The sequence below is a fragment of the Rhizobium sp. BK379 genome, from assembly GCF_014193955.1.
In the GTDB taxonomy this organism is placed as follows: domain Bacteria; phylum Pseudomonadota; class Alphaproteobacteria; order Rhizobiales; family Rhizobiaceae; genus Rhizobium.
In genome coordinates this window covers 704,007-717,453 of record NZ_JACIAD010000002.1, presented here as the reverse complement: position 1 = coordinate 717,453, position 13,447 = coordinate 704,007, and the positions used below count along the sequence as shown (strand labels likewise).

The 13,447-nt window shown below is 60.9% G+C and carries 16 protein-coding genes; 8 read left to right on the top strand and 8 right to left on the bottom strand.

The window, feature by feature from the left end; translation table 11 throughout:
- The first annotated feature begins 164 nt into the window (after window positions 1-164).
- Window positions 165-614 carry a DoxX family protein gene (locus tag FHT93_RS14545; RefSeq protein ID WP_183848099.1) on the top strand — a complete coding sequence of 150 codons (450 nt, stop codon included), beginning with the start codon at window positions 165-167 and terminating at the stop codon, window positions 612-614.
- Window positions 615-686: 72 nt separating this feature from the next.
- Here the strand turns inward: FHT93_RS14545 and hisG are convergent, their stop codons facing one another.
- From hisG to hisS, 3 genes are read right to left on the bottom strand one after another with little or no spacing between them, the layout of a single operon-like run.
- Complete coding sequence (gene hisG, locus FHT93_RS14540; protein WP_183848097.1) at window positions 687-1,382, bottom strand: ATP phosphoribosyltransferase; 696 nt, start codon at window positions 1,380-1,382, stop codon at window positions 687-689.
- Entirely contained in the window at window positions 1,379-2,500 is a 1,122-nt protein-coding gene (locus FHT93_RS14535; protein ID WP_112972502.1) for an ATP phosphoribosyltransferase regulatory subunit, read from the bottom strand. Before FHT93_RS14535 ends, hisG begins: the two co-directional genes overlap by 4 nt.
- A 1-nt stretch (window position 2,501) precedes the next feature.
- Window positions 2,502-4,016 carry a histidine--tRNA ligase gene (hisS, locus tag FHT93_RS14530; RefSeq protein ID WP_112972503.1) on the bottom strand — a complete coding sequence of 505 codons (1,515 nt, stop codon included), beginning with the start codon at window positions 4,014-4,016 and terminating at the stop codon, window positions 2,502-2,504.
- Window positions 4,017-4,150: 134 nt separating this feature from the next.
- On the opposite strand from hisS, the gene FHT93_RS14525 reads away from it, so the two are divergent.
- The 3 genes from FHT93_RS14525 (at window position 4,151) to FHT93_RS14515 (ending at window position 5,764) form a co-directional block, all read left to right on the top strand.
- A complete protein-coding gene (locus tag FHT93_RS14525) occupies window positions 4,151-4,906 on the top strand; it encodes a hypothetical protein (RefSeq protein WP_183848094.1) in 756 nt (251 codons plus the stop codon).
- 44 nt (window positions 4,907-4,950) lie between these two features.
- The gene (locus FHT93_RS14520; RefSeq protein WP_183848092.1) at window positions 4,951-5,334 is read left to right on the top strand and encodes a hypothetical protein; all 384 of its coding nucleotides are present in this window, start codon (window positions 4,951-4,953) and stop codon (window positions 5,332-5,334) included.
- Window positions 5,335-5,404: 70 nt separating this feature from the next.
- On the top strand, window positions 5,405-5,764 hold the full coding sequence (locus FHT93_RS14515) for a DUF305 domain-containing protein (RefSeq protein ID WP_112972506.1): 360 nt from the start codon (window positions 5,405-5,407) through the stop codon (window positions 5,762-5,764).
- Between the two features lie 61 nt (window positions 5,765-5,825).
- Here FHT93_RS14515 and FHT93_RS14510 read toward each other — a convergent pair whose 3' ends face one another.
- On the bottom strand, window positions 5,826-6,875 hold the full coding sequence (locus tag FHT93_RS14510; RefSeq protein ID WP_183848090.1) for an aldo/keto reductase: 1,050 nt from the start codon (window positions 6,873-6,875) through the stop codon (window positions 5,826-5,828).
- Window positions 6,876-7,130: 255 nt separating this feature from the next.
- On the opposite strand from FHT93_RS14510, the gene FHT93_RS14505 reads away from it, so the two are divergent.
- Window positions 7,131-7,835 carry an HAD family hydrolase gene (locus tag FHT93_RS14505; protein WP_112972508.1) on the top strand — a complete coding sequence of 235 codons (705 nt, stop codon included), beginning with the start codon at window positions 7,131-7,133 and terminating at the stop codon, window positions 7,833-7,835.
- A 17-nt stretch (window positions 7,836-7,852) separates the two neighbouring features.
- Here FHT93_RS14505 and FHT93_RS14500 read toward each other — a convergent pair whose 3' ends face one another.
- Both FHT93_RS14500 and FHT93_RS14495 read right to left on the bottom strand, forming a co-directional pair.
- Window positions 7,853-8,350 (bottom strand): hypothetical protein, encoded by a 498-nt coding sequence (locus tag FHT93_RS14500; protein ID WP_113014725.1) that lies wholly within the window; start codon window positions 8,348-8,350, stop codon window positions 7,853-7,855.
- Entirely contained in the window at window positions 8,347-8,976 is a 630-nt protein-coding gene (locus FHT93_RS14495; protein WP_112541438.1) for a DNA-3-methyladenine glycosylase I, read from the bottom strand. The genes FHT93_RS14500 and FHT93_RS14495 overlap by 4 nt, the downstream gene beginning before the upstream one ends.
- A 210-nt stretch (window positions 8,977-9,186) precedes the next feature.
- Here FHT93_RS14495 and FHT93_RS14490 point away from each other — a divergent pair, with 210 nt between their 5' ends.
- The 3 genes from FHT93_RS14490 (at window position 9,187) to FHT93_RS14480 (ending at window position 11,574) form a co-directional block, all read left to right on the top strand.
- Entirely contained in the window at window positions 9,187-9,939 is a 753-nt protein-coding gene (locus FHT93_RS14490) for a L,D-transpeptidase (protein WP_113014727.1), read from the top strand.
- Between the two features lie 135 nt (window positions 9,940-10,074).
- Window positions 10,075-10,746, top strand: a complete 672-nt coding sequence (locus tag FHT93_RS14485) for a L,D-transpeptidase (protein ID WP_112541440.1) — start codon at window positions 10,075-10,077, stop codon at window positions 10,744-10,746.
- 120 nt (window positions 10,747-10,866) lie between these two features.
- Entirely contained in the window at window positions 10,867-11,574 is a 708-nt protein-coding gene (locus tag FHT93_RS14480; RefSeq protein ID WP_183848088.1) for an outer membrane beta-barrel protein, read from the top strand.
- Window positions 11,575-11,643: 69 nt separating this feature from the next.
- Here the strand turns inward: FHT93_RS14480 and FHT93_RS14475 are convergent, their stop codons facing one another.
- Together FHT93_RS14475 and glcF are read right to left on the bottom strand one after the other, a co-directional pair.
- Window positions 11,644-12,084 (bottom strand): hypothetical protein, encoded by a 441-nt coding sequence (locus tag FHT93_RS14475; protein ID WP_112541442.1) that lies wholly within the window; start codon window positions 12,082-12,084, stop codon window positions 11,644-11,646.
- A 51-nt stretch (window positions 12,085-12,135) separates the two neighbouring features.
- On the bottom strand, window positions 12,136-13,446 hold the full coding sequence (glcF, locus tag FHT93_RS14470; protein WP_183848086.1) for a glycolate oxidase subunit GlcF: 1,311 nt from the start codon (window positions 13,444-13,446) through the stop codon (window positions 12,136-12,138).
- Between the last annotated feature and the right edge of the window lies 1 nt (window position 13,447).

The following is a 13,447-nucleotide window of genomic DNA, read 5'->3' as shown; positions in this document are numbered from 1 at the left end:
TCGCCATGCAAGGCAAGCCGCTCCATCGTTTCATATTAGTGAACAAACCGTCCGCTAGTGTTTATCTTTCCCTGACACCGAAAAAAGGCGAAATAGGTTGCATCCGAGGTCAACACGGTGCCGGGGCATCAAGACCTCAAGAGCCATTCAACGGAGCAACATCCATGTCGAATACGAACAACGTCCTCATCCTTCTCGCCCGCATTCTTCTGTCCTTCATGTTCATCTTCGCCGGCTTCGGCAAGGTCACCGATCCTTCAGCCACCGCCGGCATGGTCATGGGTGCCGGCCTTCCGGCCGCAACCGCGCTGACCTATCTCGCCGGCCTCTTCGAACTCGTCATGGGTATTTCCGTGCTGATCGGATATCAGGTTCGTTACACGGGCTGGCTGATCGCTGCCTTCTGTGTGTTCACCGGCATCGTCTTCCACCTGCCGACCGTCAATGTTCCTGACTTCCCGGCTGCTGCGAACGGCTGGATCAACAGCCTGAACTTCGTGAACTTCCTGAAGAACGTCACGCTTGCCGGCGCCTACATCATGCTCGCCACCAATGGCGCTGGCGCCTACTCGGTCGACGCCCGCCGCGGCCTGCAGGCGGTCGCTGCCCGCTAATTTCATACCCTCCCAAGCATGCAAAACCCGCCGTCGAAAGACGGCGGGTTTTCTATGTCACCAAGTTCGGTCTCAGAGAACCGAGCGCACGGCCTCGACGATTGCCGTCACCGTGGGCGTATCGGCATGGACGTCCTTGCGGGCACGCACCAGGCAGGCTTCCGAGCGCAGGATGACACCATCGGACAGCACCTTGAGATGGTTGGCGCGCAGCGTCGATCCAGTCGAGGTGATATCGACGATGATATCCGCCGAGCCGGATGCCGGCGCGCCTTCGGTGGCGCCCAGGCTCTCGACGATGCGATAGAGCTGGATGCCGTGCTGGCTGGAGAAGAACTGCTGGGTCAGGCGCCAGTATTTCGTGGCGATCGCCAGACGCCGGCCGTGACGGGCGCGGAAATCGGCGGCGACATCCACGAGGTCGGCCATCGTATCGACATCCAGCCAGATTTCCGGCACGGCGACGACGACATCGGCATGGCCGAAGCCGAGCCGGGCGCAGAATTCCACCCGCTTGTCGGCTTCCGCCAATCCCTCGCGCACGAGGTCTTCGCCGGTGACGCCGAAATCGACCGATCCGTTGCCGAGCTCGCGGGAAATTTCCGAAGCCGAGAGGAAGGCGATTTCCACATCGTCCCAGCCTTCAACGCGGCCGCGGTAGGAACGTTCATTGCCGACGGCGTGGATCTTCAGGCCGGCGCGCTCGAAGATTGCGGAGCAGTCGTCCTTCATGCGGCCTTTGGAGGGAAGCGCGATGGTGATCGTCATGCGGCTGCCCTTTCGGTTTCGATACGGTCGAGCCAGAGGGAGAAGCCGACGGCAGGAATACGGTCCTTGGCGCCGAGGAAGGTCATCAGCCTGTCGAAACGGCCGCCGCCGGCGAGAACCGCCGGGGAATCTTCCGCCGTCACTTCGAAGACGAGGCCGGTATAATAATCGAGCGGGCGGCCGAAAGCGGCACGGTATTCGATGAGCGAGAGATCGACGCCGGCATTGGAGAGTGCTGCCACACGGCCATCGAAACGCGCCAGCGCATTGCCTAGCTTCAGCCCCGCCGCATCGGCGAAATGCGAGAGTGCCGCAGACGCGTTGACGAGCGGTACGTTGAGCGAAAGAAACTGCTCCAGAACCTGGAAGGCCGCGTCATCCAGTCGGGTCTCGGAGAGAACGAGCTTTTCCTTGAGCCGCCGGGCAATTTCCTGCGGCGAGCGGCTGGCATTGGTGGAATAGCCGGTCGCCTGCATCGTCTCGTCGATATAGGCAATCAGCGCCGCCTCATCCTCGAGACCGACCAATTGCGCGATCTTGTCATCAAGACCGGTGACGAATTGCGGGCTGACGAGGCTCGCCAGCAGGCTCTCAAGCTGGGTCATGTTGCCGAAGGCATGGATCAGGCGCTTCTGCCAGCCGAGCGGTAGGCCGAGCGCCTGTACCACGGCCTCGAACACTGCCTGATCGCCGATGGTGACGGAGAGCGGCCGGCCGGGCAGCAGGCGCGAGAGGATGCCGACAGCATCACCGATCGCGCGGGCGTCGGCGCTGGCGATGTTGATATCGCCAAGGTCTTCGATGCCAGCCTGATAGAATTCGTTGCTGCCGTCACGTCGCTGGCGGAAGACCTCTCCGAGATAGGAGTAGCGCTTCGGCGTACCGGTGGCGCTTTCGATATGGCGCAGGCAGACGGGAATGGTGAATTCCGGGCGCAAGCAGAGGCTGGCGCCGGTTTCGCTTTCGGTCATGAAGATACGCCGGCGAAGATCTTCGCCGGCGATATCGAGAAAGGGTTCGGCCGGCTGGATGACCGGCGTGTCGATACGTTCCGCCTTGCGGGCGGAAAACTCGTCCAGAAGCTCGCCGGAGAAGTCGGGGAGATTGATGAGGGCCATATCAGCCCGCCCTCTTCCGGTCCTCCGCCTGAGCGGCGAGGATTTCCTTCACCTTGGCGATCAGGTCGGCTTCCGCAACGGTTTCCTGCGCGACACGCGCCTCGCGCCAAGTCGTGTTGTCCTCGATCTCGCCCGACAGGCGCTTGCCCTCGATGAGGTCCTTGATCTGGACGACGCCCTGCGCACGCTCGTCGCCACCCTGGATGATGGCGATCGGGCAGCCGCGGCGGTCGGCATATTTCAGCTGGTTGCCGAACTTCTTCCAGTTGCCCTGGAACATTTCGGCGCGAATACCGGCGGCGCGAAGTTCCTGCGTGAAGCGCTGGTAGCGGCCCATGGCCTCGACATCGCCATCCATGACGGTGACGAGAACAGGCTCGATAATGTCCTGCTGGCCAAGCTTGCCGAGGTTCTTCAGCGCCGTCATCAGGCGCGAGACGCCGATGGAGAAGCCGGTTGCCGGAACCGGCTGGCCCATGAAACGGGAGACGAGACCGTCATAACGGCCGCCGCCGCCAACGGAACCGAAGACGACCTTCTCGCCCTTTTCGTTGGTGACGTCGAAGAGCAGTTCGGCCTCATAGACCGGACCGGTATAATATTCGAGGCCGCGCACGACGGAGGGATCGATCTTGATGCGGTCCGACTGATAACCGGCGCTGGTGACGAGCGCGCCGATGAAATTCAGCTCCTCTACGCCCTCGACGCCCTTGCTTGTGCCGGCGACCAGCTCGGCGAGCTGGGCTGCACTTTCGGCATAATCCTTGATGCCGACGAAGAAGAGAACCTTGTCGATCTGGCTCTGGTCGAGGCCCGCACCCTTGGTGAAGTCGCCTGACTCATCCTTGCGGCCGGGGCCGAGCAGCAGGGCCACACCTTCCGGGCCGAACTTGTCGAGCTTGTCGATGGCGCGCAGGACATTGAGGCGCTGGCCGGCCTTGTCGTCGCCGCCGAGGCCGATCGCTTCCAGCACGCCGTCCAGAACCTTGCGATTGTTGACACGGATCACATAGTCGCCGCGCTTGATGCCAAGCGCTTCCAGCGTATCGGACATCATCATGCACATTTCGGCATCGGCCTGGACGCCCGGTGCGCCGACCGTATCGGCATCGAACTGCATGAACTGGCGGAAACGGCCCGGACCGGGCTTCTCGTTGCGGAAGACGTAACCGGCACGATAGGTGCGGTAGGGAAGCTGGATCTCGTTGAAATTCTCGGCGACATGACGGGCAAGCGGCGCCGTCAGGTCGTAGCGCAGCGACATCCACTGTTCGTCATCGTCCTGCAGCGAGAAGACGCCCTCGTTCGGGCGGTCGCTGTCGGGCAGGAACTTGCCGAGCGCATCGGTATATTCAAGCAGCGGCGTTTCGACCGGATCGAAACCATAATGCTCGTAGACCTCGCGGATCTTCGCGGTCATTTCGTTGACGGCGCGGAGATCGGCTGCGGAGCGGTCGACAAAGCCGCGCGGAAGGCGGGCCCTGAGCTTTTGCGGTTTCTTCTGCTTGTCGTTCATTTCGGGGGATTTCCACATATGTGACAGTGGCGGTTTCCTAGCGGATTGGGCGGGGAGCGGCAAGGGCAAGGGCCTTGATCTGGCGCCCAGAATCGATGGATCGATGCGGAAAGACCTGTCGTCAGGATATCGCCATGATCGCGGAAGCGCTTCAATATCTCGCCACAGCAGCGCTTACGGGCAGCGCGCACCGCCGCTTCGTGCGCTATTCAGTCAATCTCTGGTCGCGCGCTGGCCGCTGCAGCCGGGATTGGGCAGCCCATGAGGCCAACAGCAAGGAGGCCATTTCCACCGCGATATCAGGCCTCACGCAGCAGCGGACCGCTGTCGTGCTCGGCTCCGGATTGCTCCGGGACGTGCCGATCGAGCAACTGGCCGGGAGCTTCGATACGGTGGTTCTCGTCGACCTCGTGCATCTGGCGTCCGTGCGCCTGCGGCTGAAGGGCAAGCGCTATCGGAACGTGCGGCTGATCGAACGCGATCTCTCGGGCTATGATGACCTGGAGGCAGGGCGAGAGCCCGAGCCGCTCGGCTTCCTCAGAAGCGTGCCCTATCTCGATTTCGTCGTGTCCGCCAACCTGCTCTCGCAGATCGGGCGGGGCGTCAAACGGCGATACGAGGCCGAAGCCTCTCCCGGAATGCCGGCGGATACAGTGGAACGACTGATCGCGGCCCATATTCATGGACTGGCCGACCTGCCCTGCCGGACCTGTCTGGTCACCGATATCTCCTACGCCGTCATCGATCGCACCGGCAAGGTGCATGAGGAAGCCGATCTGCTGCACGGCGTTAAGCCACCTGAGGGGAAAGCCGGCTGGGACTGGCCCGTCGCGCCATTCGGCGAGGAGAGCCGCGACTACCAGATCGTGCACAAGGTCATTGCCGCCTGATCAGGCCGCTTGGCTTTTCGCCTGCAGCTGCCTATGTTTCTCCCATGCGCACTTTCACCCTCATGACGATGTTCTTCGGCTGGCTGGTCTACAGCACCATGTCCGCATGGGCGGGTTGCCCGACCTGCGCGTCGATGAACATGGCGGTTCAGGCCGAAGTCGGCGCGGCGCATCTCCACACCGATGGCATGGACATGGGCGGCATGATGTCGAAGAGCGGCACGGCCGCCAAGAACAATTCCGCGAAAGATCCTTGCGCCACGGGTGCTGCCCATATGCCGCTCTGCGCCGCCTGCATGGTGGTGCCGCCGGCCTATTTCATTGCCGATGACGGCAAGGCGGCTTTTGCCTATCCGGCTCCGGCGCTCGACCGGGCATTGAGGGACAACAGGCCCGCACCTCAGGCGCCGCCTCCCCGCTTGATCTGACCAATACTTTGCAAAACGGCAGCTTTTCACTGCCACCGGAACCTATTGTCAGACAGAGGAAGGAATACTCATGTCTCTGAAAATTATCACCCTTTCCGCACTCGTCGCCTTTGCGGCGCCGGCCTTTGCCGAAGATATGTCAACGATGGACATGTCCAAGCACATGGGCGGCCATGGTCCATCCAGCCAGGCCTTCACAGAGGCCAATGACAGGATGCACAAGGACATGATGATCAAACTGAGCGGCGATACCGATGTGGATTTCGTCCGCAGCATGATCCCGCACCATCAGGGCGCGATCGACATGGCGAAGATCGAGCTGCAATACGGAAAGGATCCCGAGATCCGCAAGCTCGCCGAAGGCGTCATCAAGGCACAGGAGGCAGAAATCGCCGAAATGAATGCCTGGCTGAAGAAGCACGCCAAGTAAGCGCGCGAGGAATGCGAGGGCCGCCGTCGAAAACGGCGGCCCTTTTGTTCCGACCTGTTTATTAGGCCTTGGGCTCGAAATCGACCGGTCGGCGGCCGGCGGCCTGGCGGGAAAGCATCCAGCCCGGATATTCCGAAGCGAGCGCGCTGACCTCGTCGAGGCGCTTGATGTCCTCACCATCGAGCTTCAGCTTGACGGCTGCGAGGTTCTGGTCGAGTTGGTCGACACGCTTGGCGCCGACGATCACGGTCGTCACGAAGGGCTTGGCAAGGATATAGGCAAGCGCGACGGTGGCAACGCTCACGCCATGCTTTTCAGCGATTTCGCGCATGACGGCGACACAGGCCCAGGCCCGATCCTTGTCGACAGGAGGAAAATCGAAATTGGCGCGGCGTCCTTCGCCATTGCCCGGCGCGCCCGGACCATATTTGCCCGAGAGGAGGCCGCCGGCGAGCGGCGACCAGACCATGAGGCCGAGCTTTTCTTCCTGCAGCAGCGGCACGATATCGCGTTCGAGGTCGCGGCCCGCAATCGAATAATAGGCCTGGACGGTTTCGAAACGCGCATAATCCTTGCGCTCGGAAATGCCGAGCGCCTTGGCGATGCGCCAAGCCTGCCAGTTGGACACGCCGACGTAACGCACAAGCCCACGGGACACGAGATCGTCGAGAGCGCGCAACGTCTCGTCGATCGGGGTAACCGGATCGGTGGCATGGATCTGGTAGAGATCGATATGGTCCGTCTGCAAGCGCTTCAGGCTCGCCTCGACGGAATCCATGATGTGGCCGCGCGAGGCGCCACGATCGTTCGGCTTGTCGCCCATGACGCCATAGACCTTGGTGGCGATGACGACATCCTTGCGCGGAACACCGAGGTTCTTCAGCGCCTGGCCGAGCAGCCGCTCGGATTCACCGAAGGAATAGACGTCTGCGGTGTCGATGAAATTGACGCCTGCATCCAGCGAACGCTGCACGATCTCATCGGCCGCCTTCTGGTCAACATCGGCTATGGCGCCCCAGGGGGTCCCTTCCTTGGCCTCCCCGAATGTCATGGTGCCAAGGCAGATTTCAGATACGAAAAGTCCTGTATTTCCGAGTTGATTGTAACGCATGTCGAGAAATTCCCTTGTGTCTGCCGCGATAGGGGCTTGCGGACTGCTGAACTCTATTTTTGATTATTGGCCTGCGCGCAGCAGGAACAGCCGGGGCTGGCTGCAAGGTGAGGCATTTTTCATCTAGGTCGCCGACCCGCGTTTTTCAACGGAGCCCAGCTCTGTCCAGCGCTGCGGCTACGCCCTTGTCTCGACACAGGCGAGGAATAAATTGCTTCTCGTATTTCTAGAGGGCGCATTTCAAGAGGTGCGCATATGACCGCCCGACCATTGACGACGATCGGCTTCGATGCCGACGATACACTCTGGCAGAACGAACATTATTACAGGCTGACGGAAGAGCATTTTACCAGGCTTCTTGCAGATTTCGCCGACGGCGCGAAGATTTCCGAACGGCTTCTCGAGGCGGAGAAACGCAACCTTGCCCATTACGGCTTCGGCATCAAAGGCTTCACGCTATCGATGATCGAGACGGCGATCGAGGTCACCGAAGGCAAGGTGCCGTCGAGCGTGATTGCCAAGATCCTCGATACCGGGCGCGACCTTCTGTCCCATCCGGTCGAAACCCTGCCGCATGTGCGCGATACGCTGGAAACGCTCGCCGGAAAATATCTGCTGGTCGTGATCACCAAGGGCGACCTCTTCGACCAGGAGCGCAAGCTCGCCCAGTCCGGGCTTGGCGATTACTTCGATGCTGTCGAGATCGTCTCAGACAAGACGGCTGTCACCTATCGGCGCATCTTTTCCAAGGTCGGTGATGGGCCGGAGCGAGCGATGATGGTCGGCAATTCGTTGAAGTCCGATATCGTGCCGGCCATCGCCGCCGGCAGCTACGGGGTCTTCGTTCCGCACGAACTGACCTGGGTGCTCGAGCATATCGAGGAACCGAAAGAAGCGCCGCGATTCCGCAAGATCGTCCATCTTGGCGAACTGCACGGGCTGATCGACGGTCTCGGCTGAAGCAGCTTTTGCTTCAACTACTTTCGCTTCGGAAAGAGCGACGGCTGCTCCGGCTGTTCGGTCGCCGGCTTGGCCGGTTGCGGGGCGGCCGCGAGCGGCTCGATCAGAATGCTGTAAGGTGCGCCCAGCCCGCGCCGCGGCGAAACCTTGGAATAGTAGGGGCGCAGCAGCCAGGTGGCGTTTTCCTTGACCGTCGTCTCATAGCTCGTGCCATCCTCGTCCGTGCCGAAGAAGGCCTCGTCATCGGGTTTCGACAGGTCGAAGATCGCCAGGAAGGCGAATTTGCTTTTCGTCTCGAAGCTGATCTTCACATGCTGGCCGGCACGCACCGGAAGCGTATAGACATCGCTATTGCCGAACTTGGTCCAGCCCTTCAGCTGCATGGTCACGGCCGGGAACTGCAGCTTTTCCAGCTTCTCGCCGGGATCGAGTTGCGGCGTCTGCGCAAGGGCAGCCGGGACGAAGAGAAAAAGCGCTGCGGCAAGGGTGGTAATTGATTTCACGGGCGATTTCATGGGCGCACCAATGCTGCGCGCATCGCCTCCACTTCGGCGCGGCAGAAGCAGCCTTCGAGATGATCGTTGACGAGACCCATTGCCTGCATGAAAGCATAAACTGTGGTCGGTCCGACAAAGGTCCAGCCGCGCTTCTTCAAATCCTTGGATATCCTGACAGACGTCGCCGTTGTCGGATTGGCAACGATATGTTCCCGATCAACCACAGCTGGCCGGTCTTCTGCGCGCGGCTCGTAACTCCAGAAATAGCGGGCCAGAGAGCCGAATTCGCCTCTGAGATCAATCGCACGCCGCGCGTTGTTGATCGTGGAGACGATCTTGCCGCGGTGACGGATGATGCCGGCATCGGCAAGGCAGCGGGCGATATCCTCATCGCCGAAGCGTGCCACTTTCTCGAAATCGAAACCGGCGAAGGCAGCGCGGAAATTTTCCCGTTTGCGCAGGATCGTCAGCCAGGAAAGACCGGACTGGAAACCTTCGAGACAGATCTTCTCGAAGAGCCTGATGTCATCGGTGACAGGCCTGCCCCATTCCTCATCGTGGTAACGCAGATAGTCAGGGAGATTCGCATGCCAATGGCAGCGGCTCTTGCCATCCTCGCCGATGATGATGCCGGTTTCGCTCATGCTTTTATCTCTTTTTGCGGCTTCGAATCCGGCTTTACCATTTGCAAACCTTCTTTCCAAACCGAACGATAACCCTGACGAAAAGTTTATCCGGTCCTTCGTCTTTTAATGAATCCACATTTACCATTCGCTGGCTGACGCGGTGGCAGCATGACCGCAGGCGGACAATTTCGCCAGCGCATTTTCGGTCATTTGTAGAGAGTTCGTCCGATGATGAAACCCCTTGTTCTTGCCGCAGCCATGCTCGGCATTCTGTCCACGGCCGCCCTTGCAGACGACCGCTATGCTTCCCGTCCACCCGTGGTGCTGAGCCCTGACTTGACCGCCCCCTGGATCAATCAGCTCGGCGGCGGCCGGGTCCGTCCCGTCGTTTACCAGCGTCCCGTCGTCTATCAGCAGCGCGGCCTTTTCCAGCAGCGCCGGACATACATCCAGCGCGCGCCTCAGCCGGCGCCGCAAACCGTTTCGGCCGTCCGTCCCGGTATTCCCGTCATCCGCGGGCAGGTCGAGCCGCAGTTCCTGCCGCAGATCGTCGATTACGATAACAAGGAAAGACCCGGCACGATCATCATCGATACCAATAATCGCTTCCTCTATCTCGTGATGGATGGGGGCAAGGCGCGCCGCTACGGCGTCGGCGTCGGCAAGCCCGGCTTTGAATGGGCAGGCGCCCACAAGATTACCCGCAAGTCGGAGTGGCCGGATTGGACCCCGCCTTCGGAAATGGTGAGCCGTGAAGCCGCCAAGGGCCATTATCTTCCCGCTCGCATGGATGGTGGGCCGGAAAATCCGCTCGGTGCTCGCGCCATGTATCTCGGCTCCACGCTCTACCGCATTCACGGCACAAACGCGCCCTGGACGATCGGCAGTGCCGTCTCCTCCGGCTGCATCCGCATGCGCAACGAGGACGTGGTCGACCTTTACGACCGCGTCAATGTCGGCACCCGCGTCATCGTGATGTAATGACCAAATAACACCGGCGGGCGACAAGAACAGCCGTCCGCCGGATAACAAAAACCGTATCCCTCGCCTCTCCGGCTTGAAATTCAAACCGATTTGACTAGCCTCTACGCAGTCCTGAAGGAGAGGGTATCGAATATGAAGCAATTTCTGAGGCTCGCAGCGGCGGCGGCCGTTGCGTTGTCCTGTACGGTTGTGACCGTCAGCGCTGAACCGGTCATGACGGCAACGGATGCCGTGCGTGGCGTCAAGCAGACCCGCGAGATCAAGCCGCAGTTCCGCAAGCGCGTGGTTCGTCTATCCACCAGCGAGAAGCCCGGCACGATCATCGTCGATACGAACAACAAGTTCCTTTACCTCGTGGAAGGCAACAACCGCGCCACGCGCTACGGCATCGGTGTCGGCCGTGATGGTTTCGGCTGGTCGGGTGTGGTCACGGTCGGCCGCATGTCGGAATGGCCGAGCTGGACACCGCCGGCCGAGATGCGCGCCCGCGAGGCCCGCGAAGGCCACAATCTTCCTGCCGTCCAGCCCGGCGGCCCGGACAATCCACTCGGTGCACGCGCCATGTATCTCTACAAGGGCGGCCGCGACACGATCTTCCGCATTCACGGCACCAACCAGCCCTGGACGATCGGCCTCAACATGTCCTCCGGCTGCATCCGCATGATGAATGACGACGTTTCGCACCTTTACAGCCGCGTTTCCGTCGGCACCAAGGTCATCGTCGTCGGCCCCGGCAACAAGCAGGGCAACGTCGCCTTCCAGGACAAGGGCATCGACATTCTGCGGACCATGTTTGGCGGTTGAGCAACACTTTCAATAAAAATAAAGGCGCACCCGGTGCGCCTTTTTCTCCTTTAAGATTGTGACACAGAACTCTGCCACAGAATTGAACCGATAACCTTTCTGGTGCTTCGGGGATATTCAATGGCATATGCATTGCGTCTTTCCACCTCGCTCGTGGCCACCTCGCTTCTGGCCCCCTCGCTTCTGGCAGGCCTTGCCTTTTCCGCTCTCGCGATGGCCGGCACGGCTTCGGCTGAAGATCTGGAATTTTCCATCTATGGCGGTTACCAGACGGCGCCGCATAGCCATATCGATGTTTCCGATGGCACTTCCTTCAGCGCCGGCTGGGAAGGCAAGTCGTTCGGCAGCCCTCCCTACTACGGCGGCCGCGTCACCTGGTGGCTGGGCGATTTCAACCTGCCGAACTGGGGTGTCTCTCTCGACTACACCCATGACAAGGTCTATGCCGACGACGAGACCATGGCGCGTTCGCCGGGCTGGACGCATTTCGAATTCACCGACGGCCTGAATCTCCTGACGGTCAACGGCCTCTATCGCTTCAAGGACCCGGCTCGCCGCTGGACCCCCTATCTTGGCGCCGGCGTCGGCGTGAACATTCCGCATGTCGAAGTCACCCGTCCCCAGGGCACGACCTTCGACTACGAATTCGGCGGCGTAACCTTCCAGGCACAGGCCGGCGTCGACTTCCGCGTCACCGACAACTGGTCGACCTTCGTGGAATACAAGGGCACCTATTCGCGCGTCGATGTTCCGATCGACAGCGGCGACCGCCTGAAGACGAACATCGTCACCAACGCGGTCAATGTCGGTATTTCCTATCACTGGTGATCCGGAGCAATTCCAGCAAAAGTGTCAGCGGTTTCGCTGGAATTGCGTCAAACGGAGAGAGCTGCGGGACTATTTCTTGCCGCAGCTCACCTTGCCTTCGACGACGAAAAAGCTTGTGCTACCTTCGATCCGCAAGCTGTAGGTGCCGCCGAAATCCGGCGAGGTCTTGCCGTGCTGGCTTGCGAGAACCGCGAGATCCAGCGACTCGCTTTCGGCGTCGGCACCTTCTGTCGTGAAGACTTCCAGGCGCAGATCGCCATCGCGCGACCAGCGGTTCGTCAAATCCTTCGATTCGAGGATCCGCTTGCCGAAGTTCTTAGATTTATTGTCGTCTTTGAGCATCAGCGCACCGCGGAAATGGATCAGCTGATGGCCGCCTCCATCTTCAAAAGCGCTTTCGAGCGTGAAGCGCACATCCTTGTCGTCTGCAGAACAGAAATAGCGGCCGTCTGCGTGCGCCGCACCAGCCGCGCCGAGCAATACGGCAAGCACCATCAATCCACGCCACATAGCCAGAACTCCTGAGATCGGCCCACGAAATCGGCCAATGAATCGGTGCACTCAGGCTAGCGGCAAATCCCTTAATTTTTCAGGCACAGCACCACCGTACGCCCAGTCCAGAAGCTCGACAGTGTGCAGGATCGGTATTGATGTGCCCGACCTGATCTGGGTGATACAGCCAATATTGCCCGTGGCGATGATATCCGGTTTCGTCGCTTCGATATTCCTGACCTTGCGGTCCCTAAGGCTTGCGGAAATATCCGGCTGCAGAATGTTGTAGGTGCCGGCGGAGCCGCAGCAGAGATGGCCTTCGGCGGGATCGCGAACGGTAAAACCGGCCGCCTTCAGCAGGTGCTTCGGCGCGGTGGTGATCTTCTGGCCATGCTGCATCGAACAGGCTGAATGATAGGCAACCGTAATGCCTTTCGGCGTGTGAGCGGGTAGTTCGAGCCCGGTCAAATATTCGGTGATGTCCTTGGCAAGCGCCGATACGCGCGCCGCCTTGCCGGCATAGGCAGGGTCGAGGCGCAGCATGTGACCGTAATCCTTGATCGTCGTGCCGCAGCCGGAGGCGGTGATGATGATCGCGTCGAGGCCGCCAGCCTCGATCTCGCGGATCCAGACATCGATATTGGCACGCGCCGAGGCGAGCGCCTGTTCTTCGCGGCCCATGTGGTGAACCAGGGCGCCGCAGCAAGCCTCGCCTTCCGGCACGACGACCTCGACGCCCAGGCGCGTCAGCAGCCGAATGGTCGCCTCGTTGATGGCGGGATCGAGAACAGGTTGCGCGCAACCGGTCAGGATCGCGACGCGGCCGTGACGGTCGGCCTGCGGCTGATGACGACCGGGCCGGGCGAAAGGCGATTGTGCCGGAACGCTTGACGGCGCAAGCGCCAGCATGGCTGCAAAAGGCTTCAGCGCCTCGCCGCGCAGCATGCCGGCAAACGGACGGCCGATGCGGGCAAGCGCAAGGGCCGCGCGAAAGCGACCGGGATAGGGTAGCACCGCCGCCAGAATGGCGCGCGTCAGCCGGTTCATGACCGGCCGCTTATAGGTCTTCTCGATGTGAGCCCGGGCATGGTCGACCAGATGCATGTAGTCGACGCCGGAGGGACAGGTCGTGGTGCAGGCAAGGCAGGAAAGACAGCGGTCGATATGGGTGACGACCTCGGTGTCGGCCGCACGGTCGTTCTCCAGCATGTCCTTGATCAGATAGATGCGCCCGCGCGGGCTGTCGAGCTCGTTGCCGAGGGTGACATAGGTCGGGCAGGTGGCGGTGCAGAAGCCGCAATGGACGCATTTGCGCAGGATCTGCTCGGATTCGGCCACATGCGGATCGGCAAGCTGGGCGAGGGTGAAGTTGGTCTGCATT

Excerpts from the sequence above, each read along its gene's own strand:
- FHT93_RS14545 (WP_183848099.1), top strand. The coding sequence starts at position 165 with ATGTCGAATACGAACAACGTCCTCATCCTTCTCGCCCGCATTCTTCTG.
- hisG (WP_183848097.1), bottom strand. The coding sequence starts at position 1,382 with ATGACGATCACCATCGCGCTTCCCTCCAAAGGCCGCATGAAGGACGAC.
- FHT93_RS14535 (WP_112972502.1), bottom strand. The coding sequence starts at position 2,500 with ATGGCCCTCATCAATCTCCCCGACTTCTCCGGCGAGCTTCTGGACGAG.
- hisS (WP_112972503.1), bottom strand. The coding sequence starts at position 4,016 with ATGAACGACAAGCAGAAGAAACCGCAAAAGCTCAGGGCCCGCCTTCCG.
- FHT93_RS14525 (WP_183848094.1), top strand. The coding sequence starts at position 4,151 with ATGATCGCGGAAGCGCTTCAATATCTCGCCACAGCAGCGCTTACGGGC.
- FHT93_RS14520 (WP_183848092.1), top strand. The coding sequence starts at position 4,951 with ATGCGCACTTTCACCCTCATGACGATGTTCTTCGGCTGGCTGGTCTAC.
- FHT93_RS14515 (WP_112972506.1), top strand. The coding sequence starts at position 5,405 with ATGTCTCTGAAAATTATCACCCTTTCCGCACTCGTCGCCTTTGCGGCG.
- FHT93_RS14510 (WP_183848090.1), bottom strand. The coding sequence starts at position 6,875 with ATGCGTTACAATCAACTCGGAAATACAGGACTTTTCGTATCTGAAATC.
- FHT93_RS14505 (WP_112972508.1), top strand. The coding sequence starts at position 7,131 with ATGACCGCCCGACCATTGACGACGATCGGCTTCGATGCCGACGATACA.
- FHT93_RS14500 (WP_113014725.1), bottom strand. The coding sequence starts at position 8,350 with ATGAAATCGCCCGTGAAATCAATTACCACCCTTGCCGCAGCGCTTTTT.
- FHT93_RS14495 (WP_112541438.1), bottom strand. The coding sequence starts at position 8,976 with ATGAGCGAAACCGGCATCATCATCGGCGAGGATGGCAAGAGCCGCTGC.
- FHT93_RS14490 (WP_113014727.1), top strand. The coding sequence starts at position 9,187 with ATGATGAAACCCCTTGTTCTTGCCGCAGCCATGCTCGGCATTCTGTCC.
- FHT93_RS14485 (WP_112541440.1), top strand. The coding sequence starts at position 10,075 with ATGAAGCAATTTCTGAGGCTCGCAGCGGCGGCGGCCGTTGCGTTGTCC.
- FHT93_RS14480 (WP_183848088.1), top strand. The coding sequence starts at position 10,867 with ATGGCATATGCATTGCGTCTTTCCACCTCGCTCGTGGCCACCTCGCTT.
- FHT93_RS14475 (WP_112541442.1), bottom strand. The coding sequence starts at position 12,084 with ATGTGGCGTGGATTGATGGTGCTTGCCGTATTGCTCGGCGCGGCTGGT.
- glcF (WP_183848086.1), bottom strand. The coding sequence starts at position 13,446 with ATGCAGACCAACTTCACCCTCGCCCAGCTTGCCGATCCGCATGTGGCC.